The organism is Arthrobacter methylotrophus, from assembly GCF_039539965.1.
GTDB classification, from domain to species: Bacteria; Actinomycetota; Actinomycetes; order Actinomycetales; family Micrococcaceae; genus Arthrobacter; species Arthrobacter methylotrophus.
The window spans coordinates 1780313-1796256 of sequence record NZ_BAABED010000001.1 but is presented as its reverse complement, the minus strand read 5'-3'; the positions used below and the strand labels follow the sequence as shown (position 1 = coordinate 1796256).

Sequence of the window (15944 nt, the reverse complement as noted above, 5' to 3'; positions counted from 1 at the left end):
GGTCAAGGCGGTGCGGGAGGTGGCTATGGTGCGGGTGGGGCTGGCCGGTTAGACCTCGAGGCCGTCCTGTTCGCGGGCGATGGTGGCTGCAGTCCCGAGGACGAGACGAACCAGACCGCGGAGCTGTTCTTCGCTGACTCCGGCGGCGCCGTCTGCAATGCGCGCGGTGATGGTGCGGGTGTCGCTGGAGAGCCGTTGGATGCGTCGTGCGTCGTCGAACTGGTCGGCAAGGATGAGTGCGTCCGTGGCGGCGGCCTCACCGATCCCTTTTCCGGTGCTGTCCTTGGCCAGGGCCGCGACCTGGAAGCGGGGGTCCCGGCGGGGTGCGGGGGCTTCCTGGCCGCCGGCGGCGCGGACTTCGTGCGCGATCCGGGTGACGGTGCGATCCACGCAGCCGACATGGGTTTCGGCCCGGTACGCCTCTTCGTAGAGCTTCCAGCGGTACGGAACGGTGAACAGGTAGTTGTAGAGCTCGTGCGAGCCGTCGAGGCCGAACTTGTCCTGCAGGATGTCGCAGGCGTCCATGATGGCGTAGCCGACTGCGGAGTTCAGTTGCCGGATGACCTGGCCGATGTTCTCGGACGCCTCCATCCGCCGGAACGCTTCGCTCTGGTGCCGGTCGTTCTTGAAGGTGGACGCCATGTTCGTCAGGACGGATGCGATCTCGGGGCCCAGGTCTTCGGTCTGGTTTTCAGTCATGGGCCTCATGTGTGCGGAACCCCTGGCGAAGCTCACCGGGACCGGCGCTGGCCGGACTATCGGCGCGTCAAGCTGCCGCGCCGAGTGGCCGCCCCGAACGTCGGCGTGAGACGGCCGAGAGCACCTCATGGTCAGAGACGTTCTTGCTCGCGTCGTCGAAGGCCAGACGGTACGCGCCGTTGTAGGCGCGGGCGATCCGGTTGGGGACAGTGCTGGCCCGTAGCTGCGGTTCGGGTTCGAGCAGGAGCTGCAGCCGCGCCGGCGTCGGTCTGCGGGCTGCCTTGATGCCGGTGGCGGCAGTCGTGTCCCAGGGGGCGCCGATGGCGTTCAGGGTGGCGCGGCCGCCGGGGTCGACGTCGAAGGCGGCGTAGCTGAGCGCTGCGAGGCTGGGGCCGGCCGGGGTGATGAGAGTGTGGACCGGCATGAGCCCGTGCTTCAGCGCCCTGAAGGGCCCGCCGAGGATGAGCCGGTCACTCGGCGTGTACGGGGCTTCGCGGAGCGGGATGCGCATGGGCCCGGCGACAGAGGCCAGGACCTTTGCCATGCTGGCGGCATCCATGAAAGGGGCGCCTTTGACTTCGAGCCAGAGCTGGTGGTCCGGGAGGTAGAAGTCCGGCAGGTAGAACAGCTCCTCGCCGACCTGGTAGAAAGACGGTTCGTAATCCCAGTTCACCTCCAGCAGGTCAAGGAACACAGCCCACCGGGCTTCGAGCCGGGAGCGGAAGATCCGGCCGGAGTAGGAGACTTCCATCGCCTTGGGCTTGGGGGCCCGGGAGGTGCGGGTGCGGTCTCCGGTGCTGCGTGCGGGTGTCCGTTGTGCCGCCGGCGCCTTGGTGCTGCGGGTGCGTCCTGTGACCGCACTGGCTTTTGGGGCTGGAGCCTTCTTCGTGGCCGTCTTCGCCGCGGCTGCCTTCTTGGCGGTTCCGGGCTTGGGCGTCGTCGCTCGCTTCCGGGGCGTGGAGGCAGGGGCTGCCGCACCGACCCCTCGGGTCTTGTTCTTCGGTGCTGGCTTTGGCTTCCTGGGTGCAGCCTTGGCTGCGGCGCGGTTCGGCATGTTTCCTCCTGCCCTGAAACATGCGCAGAGAACGCCGGGACGGCAGATGGAGGGGAAACCGCCGTCCTACCGCCGGATCCCACCAAACAACCGTCACGCTACCATCTGGTCGAGTGGGAAAATCCCCGGATTGGCGGGGAATATAGGGCCCCCTACTACTACTACTCTACTTAAACGACTTAAAAGAGAGGTATGTATATAGGGCCCCCTATTCTCTCCCCTAGAGACCCCCTAGAGACCCCTTCCCTTTAGTAAGAGAATACTTTCCTTCTCCATGGACGCCCTATACGTACCACCGAGTTGGTCGAGTGAGGGCCTGTTCCGACACCAAAATGCCGCCAACACTGGGATGCAGGGGCATAAACCCGCACTACCAGGGGTAGGTTGCCCGGTGTTTGAGGGGGTCATTGTGGTGGAATGGGATAAAAGGTGAGAGACCGGCTATTTAGCCTCATGTGATAACCTGAGGAACGAATCCGGTCACTAGAGACGAGGGTTATCACATGGCTCCCGAATGGGGGCTTTTTTTGTATCCCGAAGACCATCGACGCCAATATGTTTGACCTTCAAAAAAAGAGCCCCGCCGGTGTCTTTCGAGGGCCGGCGGGGCTCTTTTTGGTCAGGGGTGGATCAGATATTCCAGGCCGGGGAGGGTGCTCCGTCCTTGTACGCGGGCTTGTAGACCCCGGCGACGGAATCCCATCCGTAGCCGCCGGCGTTGCTGTCGAGGTATGCGCGGCCGGTGCGCGGTGCCTCGCCGTCGTCGTAGCCGACACGGGTCAGGGTCCGCTTCAAGGGTGCGGGGATGGTGACCTCGTGTCCGGAGCCGTTCATCCTGTCGATGAGCAGCACGTGGGGTGTGGCGAATTCGAGGACCTTCGATCCGTCGGTTTCCGGGGACTCGCCCCGGGGCGTAGGGACGGCATCCTCGAGCGGACCGTACCAGATAAGGTCCAGGTCCACTGCTTCATGCCAATCGTAAGGACCCTCGTTGATCAGCTCTTCGATGGCTTCGCGGACCTCGGGTGCGTCGGCGTTCATTCCGGCGTCTTTCAGCAGCGCGGCAACGGCATCGTGACGGGCCGTGAAGCCGCCATCGTCCATCCGGTGCCCGGAGGCCCAGCGGGGCTCTGAGAGGCGCTCTGCGGGCTGTCCCAGGGAGGTGCGCATTAGCTGGTCGGGGGTGTTGCGGAGCAGGTCTTTGATCGGGTCCGAATCGTCCCTCTCCTCGACCGCGTGCCGGGCTTCGTCCTGCTCGTCCGGGTCCAGATCATCCCATTCCCGGTCGAAGGTTCCGGCTTCGACGGCCTCGTCGATTTCGGTCCGGGCGATCGTGATGGCTTCCTCGTAGGCGTTGTCGGCGAAGTTCTCGTCGACGTCGTTCTCGGCGTCGGTCCATTGGCCGGAGAGGATCATGTTCATCTGATCTTCGGTGAGCCGGTCGTCGTAGGAGACGTAGCGGAGGCTGACCGGTGCCTGGTTGGCGGCGATGATGCCGGCCGCGGTGGATTCCTCGCCGGCGCCCTCCTCCAGGGTGACGTCCGGTTCTGCGTGGGTGGTGGCGGCGAACTGGCCGCCCGTGGGAATGCCTTGAGGCTGGCGGGCCATGTTTTCAGTCATACACTGGGTGTGTGCGGCCAGGGCCGGCGGCGCTCACGCAAAGGCCCTGCAAGGAAATGCTTCCGCTCCTGCAGGGCCCGCGCATCCGGATGACCGTCAGTCTAGTGCCGGCCATCAGGATCAAACCAGAGCCCTGTTTTCAGGCAAAAAGAAACCCCGCGAATTGGGGGTGTCGCGGGGTTTCTTGTTCGTAATTTTAGACCTGAGAGACGACTTTTGCGCAAACGAGGGGATGTGATCCACCTCTCGCGGCCGTCCCCGCCGCTATTTCCGGGTGAGGCGTTTCAGGGCTTCAACGGTGACCGCGGACTGGAGCTTGGCGAGGTCCTCGTTGCTCAGCGGGCCGACATCGCCGGCCACCTTAGAGGGCTACCCCTCGCGTACGGAGAGTTCTGACGCGCTCACCATCAGGCGCCGATCAGCGCACCTTCCATGGTCTGCCCTGGTTTCAGGGCGACTCCGGTACATGCCGGGCACGGCCCTGACGGGACGCAGGCAAGAGGCCGCCCGTCCTGGAATACGAGCCGGAGGAAGCGCATGAGCCGGTAACCGTCCAGAGCCTTGTGGAAGGGCAGAAGGTTTCCGGCGCCGTTGAGGATGGCAATGAACCCTGCGGCGCCGAGCGGGCTCCCCCAACTGCCGCCGGCGACCGACATCAGCACCCCGGCGGTGATCTCCGCCAACGGTCCGGCTGCGATGGCGGCAACCCGCCGCCAAGGTGTCGTGTCCCCGCTGGTGACCGCTCCGCCTGCCAGACCGAATTCGAGGCGTTCAACAGTGCGGCCGGTGGCGTGCGCCACGACGGCGTGCCCGGTTTCGTGGATGATCAGTGCGGCCAGGGCAAGTGCCCCGCTGAGGACCGCTTCCTGCCAGGTCAGCGTCAGAGTTCCGGTGGACTGGGCTCGTCCGCTGGCGATGAGCATGCCGCCGCCCAATGACAGGAGGCCAAACAGGACGAGCAGTCCGGGTTTGAGGACGATGGGCCAGGGCGCGCGGAGGACGGTGAAGTGCATGGCCCTTATGTGTCCGGACAAGTCCGGGGCGCTCCCCCGTCGTTCTTCCGGAAGCTCATGGTGGAGGCCGAACACCGCAAGTGGCCGCCCTATTGGGAAGAATCCGTCGGGTCCGAAGCTAAGACGCCGGAAAGCCCCAGGGCTTTCGAGCGTCTGCGTTCAGCTGGCCTGCCAGGTTTCGATCCGGTACCGCGTGCCGTTAGCCGCGGTGTGCCAACCATTCTCGGGGGCGGAGGAGGCCAGCTTCCATTCGGGCCCCAGCTCCGGGGCGTGGGTGTCCCCGTCGACGTCGGCATCGATGCGGGTCAACATGACGGTGTCGGCCAGGTCCACGGAAAGCACCTCGCGGTAGATGGTGCCGCCACCGATGAACCAGATTTGTTCTGCTCCCGGCTGCAACGCGGTGGCGGCCAAGGCGGAGAAGATGTTCCCGGCACGGATCGCACCGGGTGCGGACCAGTCCGGATTAGAGGTGATGACGATGTTGGTCCGGTCCGGCAGCGGCCTGGACTTCTCCGGCAGGGATTCCCATGTGCGCCGGCCCATGATGACCGGGTGACCTTCGGTGGTGCGGCGGAAGTGCTCGAAATCTTCGGACAGGTGCCATGGCATGGCCCCGTTGCGCCCGATGACTCCATTGGATGCCTGGGCCCAGATCATTCCGATCACCGGCTCGTGGGTGGTCATGAGATCACGCTACCGTCCAGGTCGATGTTGGCGTGGCCGTCCTTGTCCAGGATGGACCGGAACGTTTCATCGCTGAAGCCGGTCATGGATTGGGCTGCCGCGACCCCTTCGAGGTAGGCCTTCAGCTCGGCGTCACGGAGAGCCTCTGCGAAGACTGCTTCGATCGCAGCCGCTGCCTTGGACATCTTGACTTGCTGGACGGCGGCGGCACCTTCGCGGAAGCCGCCGTTGTCACGGTATGCGGCGGCCTCATCGGCGGGCCATTGGCGTATGTCCAGTTCGCGGTCGCGGAGAATCTCGGTCAGGGGCTCAACGAGCTCGGCACGGATGGATGTCGGCTGGTTCCTTTTAGGCATGGACTTCATGTGTGCGGCACCGCCAGGACAGGTTCCCGCGGGGACCTGCAGGGACCTGTCCGTACACATGACGGATATGAGCAACGACATCAAGCTGGCCCCTGAACAGTTCGAAATCATGACCGGAGAGGATCCTGCCGACTGGCCGGAGCGCTTCGAGCCCGGAACCATGGCGAAGGTCGTCACCCACGCCGAGGGTCTCTGGACGAAGATCAAGATCACCGAGGATGACGGTGAGACAATCAAAGCCACCATGGCCAACAACCCGTTCGGCGACTTCGCCGTCTTCGGGGACCCGGTTGAGTACCGGCGCGAAAACGTCCGCAACATCCTCCCACCCACTCACGTCTAGGACCCTTTCTGCTGCTCAAACCCCGCGGTCTACGCATGTTTAGGGGCATGAGCATCTTTCGCCAACTCCGCGCAACGGCCTCCCGGCAGGACATCTCTGTCCCGCGCGAACTCGGTTTCGCCCTTGGGACCGAACAGTACGAAGTCCCGGTAATCTTCAGGCCAGCCACGGATGGTCATTTATGTCTGACCGGACGTCCAGGCTCTGGAAAGACCGTCCTGCTGCGTGCTTTGGCCGAAGAAGCTGTCCAGGTCATGGACGTTCATATCGCTGATGCGTGGGCCGGGCACTCACAGGCGGACGGCGTTCGAGTTGACGGGGCAGCAAGCTTCGCATCCACCGTAGAAGGGTGCGCGGAGATGCTGGAAGCGGTGCTCGCTGAGGTGAGGCGCCGCGTCAAGCAATGCGCGCTTGAAGGCGTTTCCGCCTTCGACGACCTCGCCTACCCACCGCGCAGGATCCTCGTCATCCTCGACGACACTCGGCACCTCCTGGTTGAAGACGAGTACTCCCCCGCTGGTGACGGACGGCCGAAGGCACGGTCCGTCGAGTGCATCCGGGAAATCGTCACCTGCGCTCGGCTCGCAGGCATCACGTTCGTCTTTTCGAGCCAGTGGGCCCTTGACCAGTCCGGCATCTCGTACGACGTTCTTGGGGCGCTCTGCTCCAGACTGGAACTCGAAAGCACCCCCTCTTGGTACTACACGTTGGGAATGGATGACAGCACACGGTCGCAGCCGCCACCACGGACCGGCATCTATACCTCGCTCGGCGCCTTTGCCTCCACGGCGGTGGAGATCGAGAGCCGGTAGTACGAGAAGGCCCGCACCATCACGGTGCGGGCCTTCTCGTTGTCGTACCGGGCCTTCTCGTTGTCGTACCGGGCCGCTCGAGGCGGGCCGCACCGGGTTACCTCTGGTGTTGGACCGTGAGGTGGACAGTAACCGGCTCGGGTGCAAACCCGGCCGGCATCCCCTTCTTGAAGTGGCGGCCGCCGAACGGCTCATCCGTCAGGTCATCGGGGATGTGGGTGACGAGGAGGTCCTGTGAAGGGCACGGGCAATCCCGGCCCTCGACCTCGACGAAAATGGACCGGCTCCAGGGATTCTTGGTCCGATAGCCGTTCTCGGGGTGGTGCTTGCAGATCAGCCGGTACTTGGCGCCGCCGGCGATACCGAAGTTGACGTACTCGATCGGGACCGGGGTCGTGAGGATCATGGCCCTAGCCCAGGCGCCCGCGGACGATCTCGCTGACCGTCTTGCCGTCGAACCGGCCGGCGACCTTGGCGGTGACCGGCTTCATCACGACGCCGATGGAGCGCATGGAGAGCTCTGCGCCCCCGTCCTGCAGTCCCTTGATGGTCTCGTCTACGATCGCTTCGACCTCGTCACGGGTAAGGGCCTTGGGCAGGTACGCCTCGATGATCTCCGCTTCGGCGACTTCAGCCGCGGCACGGCCGGATTCGCCGGCCTCGGTGTAGATCCTGGCGGTGTCGCGACGCTTGGCGGCTTCCTTCTGCAGCAACGACGTCGCCTGGATGTCGTCGAGCTCGACCGGGGTCTTGCCGGACTTCTCGCGGGTGCTGATCTCGCCCAGGACGTTCCGGACAGTCGTCAGGGCGGTCTTGTTGCCGGCCTTCATGTGGGCTACGACGTCTTCTTTCAGGCGCTCTTTCAGCGTCATGGTCTTTCCTTCTTTCTTCGGGATTCAGTTGCCGTCAAGCAGCACGGTGATCGCCTTGATGAGCAGGGTGTTGTTCAACCATTCCTCAGCAGAGTCTTCACTTCGGGGATACTCCAGGTCCGGAAATTCGACAGGGTCGAACCCGGCAATGAACACCAGCTCACTGCGTCGCCAAAGCTCCCGTTCGTAAAGACTGGGTGCCATCTTGCGCAGGTGCCAGAGCACGTTGGTCAGATAATTCCTGTCCATGTGGGAAAGAGTGTGCTGTTCACCGTGCCGGTCCACCCAGTGTTCGGACTGGTTCAGTGTGTCGAGGCGAATCACCCCTGCGTTCTCGTTCATGTCCGACATGTGTGCGGACGGGCAGGGAAGCCTGCCCGTCAATGACGCGGAGCTCAGGACAGGCGCCCTGGTTCGCTGTTGCCTATACCGCGACCGGCGCTTTGATTCCGGGGTGGGGATCGTAGCCGACGATTTGGAAGTCCTCGAAAACGTAGCCGAAGATCGAATCGGGTACGCAGTTGAACTTCAGCTCAGGGTAGGCGCGGACATCATCGAGCCGGGCCAGCTGCTCGAGGACCTGGTCTGTGTGGTTGTCATAGACGTGCACGTCGCCGCCGGTCCAGATGAACTCTCCGACCTCGAGGCCGGTCTGCTGGGCGACCATGTGGGTCAGCAGCGCATAGGAGGCAATGTTGAACGGGACGCCCAGGAACATGTCCGCGGAGCGTTGGTACAGCTGGCAGGAGAGCTTGCCGGGGGCGCCGTCGACGCCGGGGGCGACATAGAACTGGAAGAAGGCGTGGCAGGGCGGCAAGGCCATGTTCTCGACTTCGGCAGGGTTCCAGGCGGTGACGATGTGCCGGCGGGAGTCCGGGTTGTTTCGGATGGACTCCACGACGTTGGCGATCTGATCGATCTGGGCGCCGTCCGGGGTGGGCCAGGAACGCCACTGCGAGCCGTACACGGGGCCAAGGTCGCCGTTCTCGTCGGCCCATTCATCCCAGATTTTCACGCCCTGGTCCTGGAGCCATTTGACGTTGGTTTCGCCGCGCAGGAACCAGAGCAGTTCCAGGGCAACCGATTTCCAGTGGACCCTCTTGGTCCAGATGAGCGGGAAGCCTTTGGCGAGGTCGAAGCGGATCTGGCGGCCGAATACGCTGGTCGTTCCGGTGCCGGTCCTGTCGCCTTTGGCGGCGCCGTTGCCGAATACGTCGGCGAGGAGGTCCTCGTATGGTGTTTCACTGGTGGGCATGCTGGAGCCTTTCAAGGGTGGTCTTCGAAAGTGTCTATGCGGAGTGGTCGCCGACGGGTGATGTAGCCCGGGCGTGTCGCCATGCATCGGCTCGGTCATCGTTGAGCCACCCTTGGTATATGGGTAAGGATGAGGACAGCTGGCGCCGCGTATTCGATGATCTGGTGAAGTTGATCGAGGCCGCTCCACCTCCCCCACACCGTCTTGTGGGTGATTGGACGAGGAAGGACCAGACTGAGGCGCACGCCATCGCTGTCGCATGGGGCTGGTTGATCCGGCTGAAGCGCACTGGTGAGGCAATCTTTGAGCTCGAGAAGTCGGGCTACGGCACCGAGGCCGCTCCTCTTGTGCGTTCCACCATCGAGCACGCAATCCGTCTTTCCTGGGCGGCCGACCTTGGGCGCCAGCAGTTTGTGGAAATTCTCATTCGGATGCGCCGATGGTCACTGCAAAAGATCCTGGATGCGGCGAATGCAGGATGGCCACTCACAGAAGACCAGATCGAGCAGATTCGCGACCTGCAGGATGAAGCCGGCGAGGAGTTCAAGGGCCTCGACAAGTTCATGCAGTTGGCTGCGGTCGTCGCAGAAAACCTGGAACTGTTCTCGGGGCTTTATCAAATCTGGCTCAGCGAGACCCAGGAGTCGCATCCATCCCTGCAAAGCTCGGCGAACTATCGCGAACAGTCTGAGGACTGCCTGACCTGGGCGCTGCATCGTGAGCCCAAGCCGAGCCGGCGCCGGAATGACGTCCTTGTCCCGTCGCTGGTGTGGATGGGCCTTCATGGTTACGCTCGGATCGCAGGCATGGAGGCGCACTTCGCCGAGGGAATTGAAGGGATTGGCGCAAGGATGGAGGTACTTGGGGTCAGCCCCTGACCGGATGCGGGGTCCACGTCCAGTGCCCTGAGCAGGAATTGAACCTGCGACCTTCCCCTTAGGAGGGGGATGCTCTATCCGACTGAGCTACCAGGGCGTGCCCGGTGTGCAGATCAATACGGTGGTAGCACCGAACCTCTGCCCCGGACGCCCACGATGGGGTGATGTCCGGCGCTCCGTGGCACAGGGGTCCACGACCGGCCAGTATGAGTCCCGGGAGCCCTGGCAGGCCGACTCCCTCGGTCCGGGCTTGCTCAGTGGCCCGGTACATCTTTCATGTGTGCGGCAACCGCGATCTGGCGCCCCGGCCTAGTACCCGAGGGTGGTCAGGTACTGCTGCAGAGATTTGCAATGCACCCCGGTGCGCACGTCATCCATGGTGAAGACGGCAAGTGCTTCGGGTCTGCCGGCGTCGGCGGCCGCATCGAACAGGTGAGCCGCTCCATCCAGGGTCGGCGAAATAAACCGGGCCTTGGGGACACCGTATTCGGAAGTTATGAGGCGGAACAGCTCGCGGGCGTATTCGCGGCTCATGACCTCGTTGTTGTAGCACCGGACGGTCACGGCGGTCTTCTTGTCGAAGGCGGCCCGGGTGACAAGCCTCTCGAGGACGCTCATATGGTCGCGGGCTTCCTGGGCGGTCAAGGCCGTAGCGGGCAGTGGCTCAAGCACCACGTTCCCGGTTCTTTCTCGGCTCACAAGCGGGCCTTCCTGGTCTGGTTCCACGGCGCTCGGATGGTGGCCGCTGGTGTTCCTATGCGGTCCGGCAGCCGACGGGCCTCAACCAGAATGCGTGTTGGTCGGTGGCGGGTGGATGTACCTGTCGACGGCCCGGATCTTCAGTGCGGTCCCAACCAGCTGAGGCGTCATTTTCCGGGTCAGGCAGGGTCGATCCAGTTTCGGATGCCGCCCTCGATGTGGACCACGGCGGCCCGGAAGCCCGGGTAGTCGCGTGGATCGGGACCTTCTGGCCCAGCCGTCATGGCGTCGAGGTTGATGGTCTTGCACTTGACACCCAACGAGCGGAGCGCAGCGGCCAAAGCGTCCTGGGGGAGCATGGTCTCGTACTTTTCGAACATCTCGTCGAAAGCGGTTTCGATAGCCTTGCCGTCGAGGGCGTCGAATGCTTCCTGGGCGTCGCGACGTACGGCCACGAACGCGGTCAGAACGGAATTGTGGCCGGGTGGGGTCGTGGCAAGCGGCCCTTCAGTGATCATCTGAACGCTCGCGGCGGTGTCAGAACCTGTTTGTTCCATGTCGAATTCGTTCTGGACGCGCCCCGCGCGCATAAGCAGGTCCAGCTGTTCCTGGCCTTCGGTGCCGATGCTATCGAACCACTCCTGCGTGCCGGGATCGCCGGCCTGCCATCCGGAAACCCACCGGCCGGGCTCGACCTCGGTCATGCCCATCTCGGCGAGAAACTGCAGGTCCTCATCGCTTGGCCGTTTGTCCTGCTTGCCGCTCATCGTTTCCCCTGTCGTCCGGTTTCTTGCATCCTAACGGGGCAGGTGATCCGGGGCGGTTAGGCTGCCAGGTGCTGGATGGTGCCTTTGCCAAGCGAATCGGCCGCGGGCAAGGAGGCCGGCCCGGGCCTGCTCTCCAGGCTCCGCTACGATTCATCTGGGGGTTGGCCCCACTGACGAAAGAGGGATCGTGCCGGATCACAGAACTCCTTTCCAGGATTCTCTCGACGGCTGGGCTGAGGCGGCTGTGCCCGTGCTGCAGGGGGTAGCCCGGACCTACAACGACCACATCACCTACAAGGACCTCGCCACCCGTGTCTTCGACATCACCGGCGTCCGCACCGACATGCTGGTCCGTAACCTGAGCTCGAAGCTGCTCAACCGGGTCATCCATCTCTGTCGTGAGCGGAATCTGCCGGCCCTGTCGTCCCTGGTGGTCAGCTCCACGGACGGTACGGTCGGCCCCGGGTTCGACGCGGTGCTGCGGGCCGCCGGCAAGGAGGTACCGGGGAGCACGCTGGAGCGAGAACGGGCCGCCGCTGCTGAGAGGCTGGAGTGCTATCGGGCTTACTGCCCGGATGTCCCGGCCGACGCGGTCCCCCAGCTGACCCCGGTCTACGAAGCCAAGGTCAATCCGCCGAAGAAAGAAGCCCCCAGGCCGAAGCCAGTCTGCGCCGTCCACGGCATCCAGCTGCCCGCCACGGGGATCTGCGACGACTGCGCCTGAACGGCCAGGACCAAACAGCTGATCCGCTATTGCACCTAGGTGGATCGGTCCGTTATCCACCTAGGTGCTGCACTGAACACTACGGGTTGATGGCTCCGCCGATGTCCCTCTGTGCTGCTTCCAGGTTCAAGCTGGAGGCGATCACCCAAGTGTCACTGACAAGAAGCGGCAACTTCTTCTCGCGGATCTTGCTCATGTATGCGTCGCGTTGTGCAGGACTGTCGAAAAGCCAGAAGTAAGCCGGAGTGCCCGGGCATTCACCGTAAGTGACAAAGTCAGAGGTAGATCCGGTTATTGACCAGTCCCCGCATTGCTCTCTGTAGTCGCTGAAGAAGTTATTCTTCAACACCACAATGCTTCCGACTATTGTCCCGGAAGCCGATTTGATCGACGGCGCCGAGGGTGCCGCAGAACCGCCCGTAGAGGCTGCCGAACAGCCGGCGACCAAGAGTACGGTGGCTGCCAGAACAGAGAATGATGCGCGCAAGTTTCCCCCAGATCGATTGATGTCTTCACGGAGACTACCGGAACGGAGCGCGTGAAGAGTGACCGTGGGACGCGCCGGATTCGAACCGTGCTTCTCCGGGGCATAGGCCCGGTGCATTCACCCGATGGCGGTGCTGCCCCGGTACATCAAGCTGGCATCGAAGCCAGCGGTCAGCCATTGCCTTCCCGGCCCTCGCCGTCATGTACCGGACACCGCTCTATGCGAGCATCCCGTATCGCAGTCCCCGCCGACGCATGGTGGCACTCTTTCTCTGCCCACGCACACCCCTGGGCTTGCCGGACATCAGCGGGGACTGCTTGAGGGCCGGCGCGTGTGCGAGACGGACGACTCCCCGTTGCCTCAGCGGGACTTGAACCCGCAACCTCCAGCCACAGCCGGACCGGCGCTCTGCCAATTGAGCTATGAGGCTGCCAGTTTTTGTTCCGGCCGTCGCCGCGGATGGTTGGCACCACCCGTGAAGCCCCCGCCCCGGAGGACAGCAGGTATTCTTCGTGCCCGCAGCCGGGTTCGAACCGGCACGCCTGTCTAAGGGGCTAGACGACCCCGGCGTTTTCCCACCAATTACGGACGTGGGAGCACCTCGCGATGCTTCGTAGCAGGAGCGGGGCTCGAACCCGCCTACCCGGCCCGCCGGCAGACGGGCCAAGGCCGGTGACCTCTCGGTACCGGGCGTCGCCATGGACGCCTTCCCTGCAGCCATTCATTTAGCGTGAGGTCTTTCGAAGCCTGTTCCTGCCGGGACCAGGCCAACCGCACGGGGCCGTAACGGGGCTCCTTCGCTGCTGACTTGCATTTGTGCGACCGCCAAAAACGGGGAGCTTACTCCCGCTGGTCACGAACCGCCGTCAGCGAGCTTTGCGGTTCAGCGTGGACTATTCCGGAATCGAACCGGCCCTCGGGTGAGGTTCCACATCAGCCCTGCCGGGTAGTTAGCCCGACCCCTCTCTGACCATCATGTGTACGGCGCCGGAAAGAACCCTCACCACTTCTCCGGCAGGATAGGACGTCTCCGTCCCGGCACCTTTACGATTTCAGGCTCCAAGGGGCTTAATGGCCAGACATGCTGGAAACCTTGCCAAGGAGTCGCTGTGGAAAACGAAACCGCCGGCCACAGAATGGCACTCACCCGGTCCGCGAAAGAAATCAAGCGACTGAGCACAGTGCGGGCCGAACAAGTCCAGACGTACGAGAGAAAACTCCGCGATATGAGACAGGGAAAGACAGAATCCGACGACGCTTTCAGGACACGCAAGATTGTCGTCGAAGCAGAATTCCGGGAGGCGTTGACCGCGCTTGAAAACATGGTCCGAATCGAAGACGAAAAGGAGTACGCCGCCAGGGAGTCGCTGGCAAGAGCCGCTGGTCGTCGCAATGAAGCTTTGGCAAATCTGGAAGGGGCCGCCTACGCAGGAAGAAGGGCACCTATCGGTGAGGGAATCAGGCTAAGTGAAAAGGATTTCCAGAAAGCACAGAGCAGCGTTCCGCTGGCAGCCCACGTCCTGTTTTTCATAGCCCTCATCGTCGTAGTGTTTGCCGCCAACGCGAAACAGGAGTTGCCCACATGGCTCTCAATCATCGAGTTCTCTGTGACGCTTCTGATACCGGTCATTTTTGGCCTGCGCGCAGACTATTTCGCGAGGAGAGCAGACCGGCGGGCCGAGGAGAAGTTGCACGACGAGGAAGCTGAAAGAGAACGGTTTGCACCTACTCAGGCATCGCCAGCAATGAACGACGGGCCTGACTTATAGCGGAGGGCAATTATGGCCAGTGGGAAGTAGGCTACCGTCGCTATCAGTCCTGGCCAAGGATGCAGTCCTCCGGGACGAATTACGGCACGAGTTCTTGCAGGTCGCCGTTGCAAGTCCACCCGATGCCGGCCCACGGACCGTCGATGTGGACATAGTTGACCCAGTCCTTGCCCTTGTCGAGGACTTCGCGGTGATCGTAGGAATCCCGCCCGAACAGGCCGCCGGCGTACCGGTGGGTGACCGAGCCCTTGCGGACCCTGACCTTCTTCACCTTCGGCTCCAGCGCAGCAGCAACTACGCGGTCGTCGAACTGGGCCGCGGAGCGGATGGCCTGCACCTGGAAGCTGCCGCCGCGGGTCAACACCGTCGACGATGGTCTGCGGCGCGGAGCGGACCAGGCTCTCCTGGTAGCCGGCGGGCTCGGGCAGTCCATCCAGGGCTTCCTGGAAAGAGTCCTTCACGAGTGGCCTGGCGGGGAACTCAGCTTGGGCCAGCCATGCCATCGGCAGGTGCTGGGCGGCTTTGGCGTACTGTCGCCCCGCTAGTAGCCCCTGTCGGAGGAGTTGGCGAGCCGGGTTGTCAGCTCTTTGAGCGCGAGATCGTGCAGCTGCGCGGCGGCTCGGATGGCCTGGTCCTCGAAGAAACCACTGCGCGGGTCGGGCCCGTCCACGATGGCCTGCAGCGCGTGGCGGACCATACTCCACTCATAGGACTCTGATTCCGGAAGTTTGCCCAGCGCGTCGCGGAACGAGTCCGTGACGACCTTCCTGGCGGGGAAGTCAGTCTGGACCAGCCACGGCATTGGCAGCTCGCGTGCGGCGGCGGCAATCGCCAGGGCGTTCTCGATTCTTTCAGCAGTCATGCCATTCATGTGTGCGGATGCAGTACCCGCGCTACCCAGCCTCCACCGGTTCGTACTCCGGAATCGGCGCCTTGTAGACGTAGAGCACCTCGAGTGCGAGCCGCTGGCGTTTGAGCCGCCATTCGTCGTCGGCGGCCTGTTCGACGGTCCGGCCTGCCAGGTACTTCTCCCCCGCCAACCTGGCCAGGGAGGCTGCCTCTGCGAGGTTGAGTTCGAGCTCCAATTCTCGCCAGTTCTCACGGTGGGCAATGAATTTGCTGCGCAAGTGCCAGGGGGACCGGCCCACCCGCGCAGGAAGTCCAGCCAGTCGGCGCGGGCGGCCTCGGGCATCCCGCGGGCGTCTTCGGTCGCTGCAGCGATCAGGTTCATGCTGAGCCGGTAGCGGTTGCAGGCCGGAAGCCAGTGCCAGACGGCCCGGCAGCCCGGATGTTCGTCGCGGTGGTCGCGGGTTGTCATGATGCGTTCCCTCTCTGGAGGCTGTCGCTGATCGTGCTGAGGGACATGAGGCATTGCTTTCTGGCGGATGTTTGGGCTGGGTTGCCGCTCGACATGTGTGCCGAGCCTGCCGGCCTGCTCCCCGGGGTGCTGTTACTTTGGACGGGAAGCAACGGGAGGCAGTATGGGAGAGCGCAGCGAATCGGACTTGAAGGCGCTGTTGGTCGAGGGGCACGAGATCCTGAAGCGGGTTGCTCGTGATGGGGGCCTGACCACCTACGGGAAGTTCAACGAGGAACTCATGGAAGGTACGGGGCTGCCCGGCTTTGATCTCAGCACCGACCAGGGCCGCGGCGAGATGGGTCGGCTCCTGGGCCGAATCGCCATCCAGGACTGGGCTATCAATCCGGATTTCATGCTCACATCACTGGTGAAGCGGAGCGACGAGAACGGCCCCGGCAGAGGATTCTTCAAGCTGGCGGAGCAGGAGCACTTCTTTGACCCTTCCGCGCAGGATGAGATGGAGTTCTGGCAGGAGCAGGTCGGCAAAGCCCACGACCGCTACAAGCGGGCACGTCCGAGGAGTTAATAACGGCCATCACG

General features: G+C 63.5%; 23 protein-coding genes and 2 tRNA genes. 7 read left to right on the top strand and 18 right to left on the bottom strand.

The genetic code is table 11. The features are described 5' to 3' along the window. Positions 1-48: 48 nt before the first annotated feature. The 6 genes from ABD884_RS09140 to ABD884_RS09115 all read right to left on the bottom strand — a co-directional run bounded on the left by ABD884_RS09140 (position 49) and on the right by ABD884_RS09115 (position 5519). Positions 49-699: a hypothetical protein gene (locus tag ABD884_RS09140; RefSeq protein ID WP_345043854.1), complete on the bottom strand. Its 651-nt coding sequence runs from the start codon at positions 697-699 to the stop codon at positions 49-51. A 67-nt stretch (positions 700-766) separates the two neighbouring features. Continuing rightward, positions 767-1753, bottom strand: a complete 987-nt coding sequence (locus tag ABD884_RS09135) for a PDDEXK family nuclease (RefSeq protein WP_345043851.1) — start codon at positions 1751-1753, stop codon at positions 767-769. Between the two features lie 630 nt (positions 1754-2383). Beyond that, a complete protein-coding gene (locus tag ABD884_RS09130; RefSeq protein ID WP_345043846.1) occupies positions 2384-3373 on the bottom strand; it encodes a hypothetical protein in 990 nt (329 codons plus the stop codon). Positions 3374-3780: 407 nt separating this feature from the next. Beyond that, positions 3781-4461 carry a M50 family metallopeptidase gene (locus ABD884_RS09125; RefSeq protein WP_345043841.1) on the bottom strand — a complete coding sequence of 227 codons (681 nt, stop codon included), beginning with the start codon at positions 4459-4461 and terminating at the stop codon, positions 3781-3783. Between the two features lie 84 nt (positions 4462-4545). After that, positions 4546-5073 (bottom strand): dihydrofolate reductase, encoded by a 528-nt coding sequence (locus ABD884_RS09120; RefSeq protein ID WP_345043837.1) that lies wholly within the window; start codon positions 5071-5073, stop codon positions 4546-4548. Further along, positions 5070-5519, bottom strand: a complete 450-nt coding sequence (locus ABD884_RS09115) for a hypothetical protein (RefSeq protein ID WP_345043832.1) — start codon at positions 5517-5519, stop codon at positions 5070-5072. Before ABD884_RS09115 ends, ABD884_RS09120 begins: the two co-directional genes overlap by 4 nt. Between ABD884_RS09115 and ABD884_RS09110 the strand changes: the two genes are divergently transcribed. Continuing rightward, positions 5506-5781: a hypothetical protein gene (locus ABD884_RS09110; RefSeq protein ID WP_345043827.1), complete on the top strand. Its 276-nt coding sequence runs from the start codon at positions 5506-5508 to the stop codon at positions 5779-5781. The two genes, ABD884_RS09115 and ABD884_RS09110, sit on opposite strands and share 14 nt — an antisense overlap. Positions 5782-5828: 47 nt before the next feature. Then, positions 5829-6593: an ATP-binding protein gene (locus ABD884_RS09105; RefSeq protein WP_345043822.1), complete on the top strand. Its 765-nt coding sequence runs from the start codon at positions 5829-5831 to the stop codon at positions 6591-6593. A 97-nt stretch (positions 6594-6690) separates the two neighbouring features. Here the strand turns inward: ABD884_RS09105 and ABD884_RS09100 are convergent, their stop codons facing one another. From ABD884_RS09100 to ABD884_RS09085, 4 genes are all read right to left on the bottom strand, one after another. Further along, positions 6691-6999: a hypothetical protein gene (locus tag ABD884_RS09100; protein WP_345043815.1), complete on the bottom strand. Its 309-nt coding sequence runs from the start codon at positions 6997-6999 to the stop codon at positions 6691-6693. Between the two features lie 4 nt (positions 7000-7003). After that, on the bottom strand, positions 7004-7465 hold the full coding sequence (locus ABD884_RS09095) for a GatB/YqeY domain-containing protein (RefSeq protein ID WP_345043810.1): 462 nt from the start codon (positions 7463-7465) through the stop codon (positions 7004-7006). Between the two features lie 24 nt (positions 7466-7489). Continuing rightward, positions 7490-7807, bottom strand: coding sequence for a hypothetical protein (locus ABD884_RS09090; RefSeq protein WP_345043805.1), 318 nt, complete (start codon positions 7805-7807; stop codon positions 7490-7492). An 82-nt stretch (positions 7808-7889) separates the two neighbouring features. Next, positions 7890-8720, bottom strand: a complete 831-nt coding sequence (locus ABD884_RS09085; RefSeq protein WP_345043801.1) for a thymidylate synthase — start codon at positions 8718-8720, stop codon at positions 7890-7892. Positions 8721-8839: 119 nt separating this feature from the next. On the opposite strand from ABD884_RS09085, the gene ABD884_RS09080 reads away from it, so the two are divergent. Then, positions 8840-9598: a DUF5677 domain-containing protein gene (locus ABD884_RS09080; RefSeq protein ID WP_345043796.1), complete on the top strand. Its 759-nt coding sequence runs from the start codon at positions 8840-8842 to the stop codon at positions 9596-9598. 23 nt (positions 9599-9621) lie between these two features. Here the strand turns inward: ABD884_RS09080 and ABD884_RS09075 are convergent. The 3 genes from ABD884_RS09075 to ABD884_RS09065 all read right to left on the bottom strand — a co-directional run bounded on the left by ABD884_RS09075 (position 9622) and on the right by ABD884_RS09065 (position 11064). Next, positions 9622-9695: transfer RNA gene (locus ABD884_RS09075), tRNA-Arg, on the bottom strand. A 212-nt stretch (positions 9696-9907) separates the two neighbouring features. Beyond that, complete coding sequence (locus ABD884_RS09070) at positions 9908-10324, bottom strand: hypothetical protein (protein WP_345043792.1); 417 nt, start codon at positions 10322-10324, stop codon at positions 9908-9910. Positions 10325-10476: 152 nt separating this feature from the next. Next, the gene (locus tag ABD884_RS09065) at positions 10477-11064 is read right to left on the bottom strand and encodes a hypothetical protein (RefSeq protein ID WP_345043789.1); all 588 of its coding nucleotides are present in this window, start codon (positions 11062-11064) and stop codon (positions 10477-10479) included. 187 nt (positions 11065-11251) lie between these two features. On the opposite strand from ABD884_RS09065, the gene ABD884_RS09060 reads away from it, so the two are divergent. Continuing rightward, the gene (locus ABD884_RS09060; RefSeq protein WP_345043785.1) at positions 11252-11788 is read left to right on the top strand and encodes a hypothetical protein; all 537 of its coding nucleotides are present in this window, start codon (positions 11252-11254) and stop codon (positions 11786-11788) included. 79 nt (positions 11789-11867) lie between these two features. On the opposite strand, the gene ABD884_RS09055 is transcribed toward ABD884_RS09060, so the two are convergent. Next, positions 11868-12392 carry a hypothetical protein gene (locus ABD884_RS09055; RefSeq protein WP_345043782.1) on the bottom strand — a complete coding sequence of 175 codons (525 nt, stop codon included), beginning with the start codon at positions 12390-12392 and terminating at the stop codon, positions 11868-11870. Positions 12393-12630: 238 nt separating this feature from the next. Continuing rightward, positions 12631-12705 (bottom strand) — tRNA-Ser (locus ABD884_RS09050). Between the two features lie 679 nt (positions 12706-13384). Here ABD884_RS09050 and ABD884_RS09045 point away from each other — a divergent pair. Continuing rightward, complete coding sequence (locus tag ABD884_RS09045) at positions 13385-14044, top strand: hypothetical protein (RefSeq protein WP_345043779.1); 660 nt, start codon at positions 13385-13387, stop codon at positions 14042-14044. 79 nt (positions 14045-14123) lie between these two features. Here ABD884_RS09045 and ABD884_RS09040 read toward each other — a convergent pair whose 3' ends face one another. Next, the gene (locus tag ABD884_RS09040) at positions 14124-14381 is read right to left on the bottom strand and encodes a hypothetical protein (protein ID WP_345043777.1); all 258 of its coding nucleotides are present in this window, start codon (positions 14379-14381) and stop codon (positions 14124-14126) included. On the opposite strand from ABD884_RS09040, the gene ABD884_RS09035 reads away from it, so the two are divergent. Next, positions 14371-14589 (top strand): hypothetical protein, encoded by a 219-nt coding sequence (locus ABD884_RS09035; protein ID WP_345043774.1) that lies wholly within the window; start codon positions 14371-14373, stop codon positions 14587-14589. The genes ABD884_RS09040 and ABD884_RS09035 overlap by 11 nt on opposite strands. Here the strand turns inward: ABD884_RS09035 and ABD884_RS09030 are convergent. Together ABD884_RS09030 and ABD884_RS09025 are read right to left on the bottom strand one after the other, a co-directional pair. Further along, entirely contained in the window at positions 14586-14906 is a 321-nt protein-coding gene (locus ABD884_RS09030; protein WP_345043771.1) for a hypothetical protein, read from the bottom strand. The two genes, ABD884_RS09035 and ABD884_RS09030, sit on opposite strands and share 4 nt — an antisense overlap. A gap of 31 nt (positions 14907-14937) precedes the next feature. Continuing rightward, on the bottom strand, positions 14938-15171 hold the full coding sequence (locus ABD884_RS09025; RefSeq protein ID WP_345043768.1) for a hypothetical protein: 234 nt from the start codon (positions 15169-15171) through the stop codon (positions 14938-14940). A gap of 354 nt (positions 15172-15525) precedes the next feature. Between ABD884_RS09025 and ABD884_RS09020 the strand changes: the two genes are divergently transcribed. Next, the gene (locus ABD884_RS09020) at positions 15526-15930 is read left to right on the top strand and encodes a hypothetical protein (RefSeq protein ID WP_345043763.1); all 405 of its coding nucleotides are present in this window, start codon (positions 15526-15528) and stop codon (positions 15928-15930) included. The last annotated feature ends 14 nt before the right edge of the window (positions 15931-15944 follow it).

Excerpts from the sequence above, each read along its gene's own strand:
- ABD884_RS09055 (WP_345043782.1), bottom strand. The coding sequence starts at position 12,392 with ATGCACCGGGCCTATGCCCCGGAGAAGCACGGTTCGAATCCGGCGCGT.
- ABD884_RS09085 (WP_345043801.1), bottom strand. The coding sequence starts at position 8,720 with ATGCCCACCAGTGAAACACCATACGAGGACCTCCTCGCCGACGTATTC.
- ABD884_RS09105 (WP_345043822.1), top strand. The coding sequence starts at position 5,829 with ATGAGCATCTTTCGCCAACTCCGCGCAACGGCCTCCCGGCAGGACATC.
- ABD884_RS09065 (WP_345043789.1), bottom strand. The coding sequence starts at position 11,064 with ATGAGCGGCAAGCAGGACAAACGGCCAAGCGATGAGGACCTGCAGTTT.
- ABD884_RS09135 (WP_345043851.1), bottom strand. The coding sequence starts at position 1,753 with ATGCCGAACCGCGCCGCAGCCAAGGCTGCACCCAGGAAGCCAAAGCCA.
- ABD884_RS09100 (WP_345043815.1), bottom strand. The coding sequence starts at position 6,999 with ATGATCCTCACGACCCCGGTCCCGATCGAGTACGTCAACTTCGGTATC.
- ABD884_RS09080 (WP_345043796.1), top strand. The coding sequence starts at position 8,840 with ATGGGTAAGGATGAGGACAGCTGGCGCCGCGTATTCGATGATCTGGTG.
- ABD884_RS09140 (WP_345043854.1), bottom strand. The coding sequence starts at position 699 with ATGACTGAAAACCAGACCGAAGACCTGGGCCCCGAGATCGCATCCGTC.
- ABD884_RS09035 (WP_345043774.1), top strand. The coding sequence starts at position 14,371 with ATGGCCTGCACCTGGAAGCTGCCGCCGCGGGTCAACACCGTCGACGAT.
- ABD884_RS09020 (WP_345043763.1), top strand. The coding sequence starts at position 15,526 with ATGGGAGAGCGCAGCGAATCGGACTTGAAGGCGCTGTTGGTCGAGGGG.
- ABD884_RS09115 (WP_345043832.1), bottom strand. The coding sequence starts at position 5,519 with ATGTCGTTGCTCATATCCGTCATGTGTACGGACAGGTCCCTGCAGGTC.
- ABD884_RS09030 (WP_345043771.1), bottom strand. The coding sequence starts at position 14,906 with ATGACTGCTGAAAGAATCGAGAACGCCCTGGCGATTGCCGCCGCCGCA.
- ABD884_RS09095 (WP_345043810.1), bottom strand. The coding sequence starts at position 7,465 with ATGACGCTGAAAGAGCGCCTGAAAGAAGACGTCGTAGCCCACATGAAG.
- ABD884_RS09090 (WP_345043805.1), bottom strand. The coding sequence starts at position 7,807 with ATGAACGAGAACGCAGGGGTGATTCGCCTCGACACACTGAACCAGTCC.
- ABD884_RS09110 (WP_345043827.1), top strand. The coding sequence starts at position 5,506 with ATGAGCAACGACATCAAGCTGGCCCCTGAACAGTTCGAAATCATGACC.
- ABD884_RS09130 (WP_345043846.1), bottom strand. The coding sequence starts at position 3,373 with ATGACTGAAAACATGGCCCGCCAGCCTCAAGGCATTCCCACGGGCGGC.
- ABD884_RS09120 (WP_345043837.1), bottom strand. The coding sequence starts at position 5,073 with ATGACCACCCACGAGCCGGTGATCGGAATGATCTGGGCCCAGGCATCC.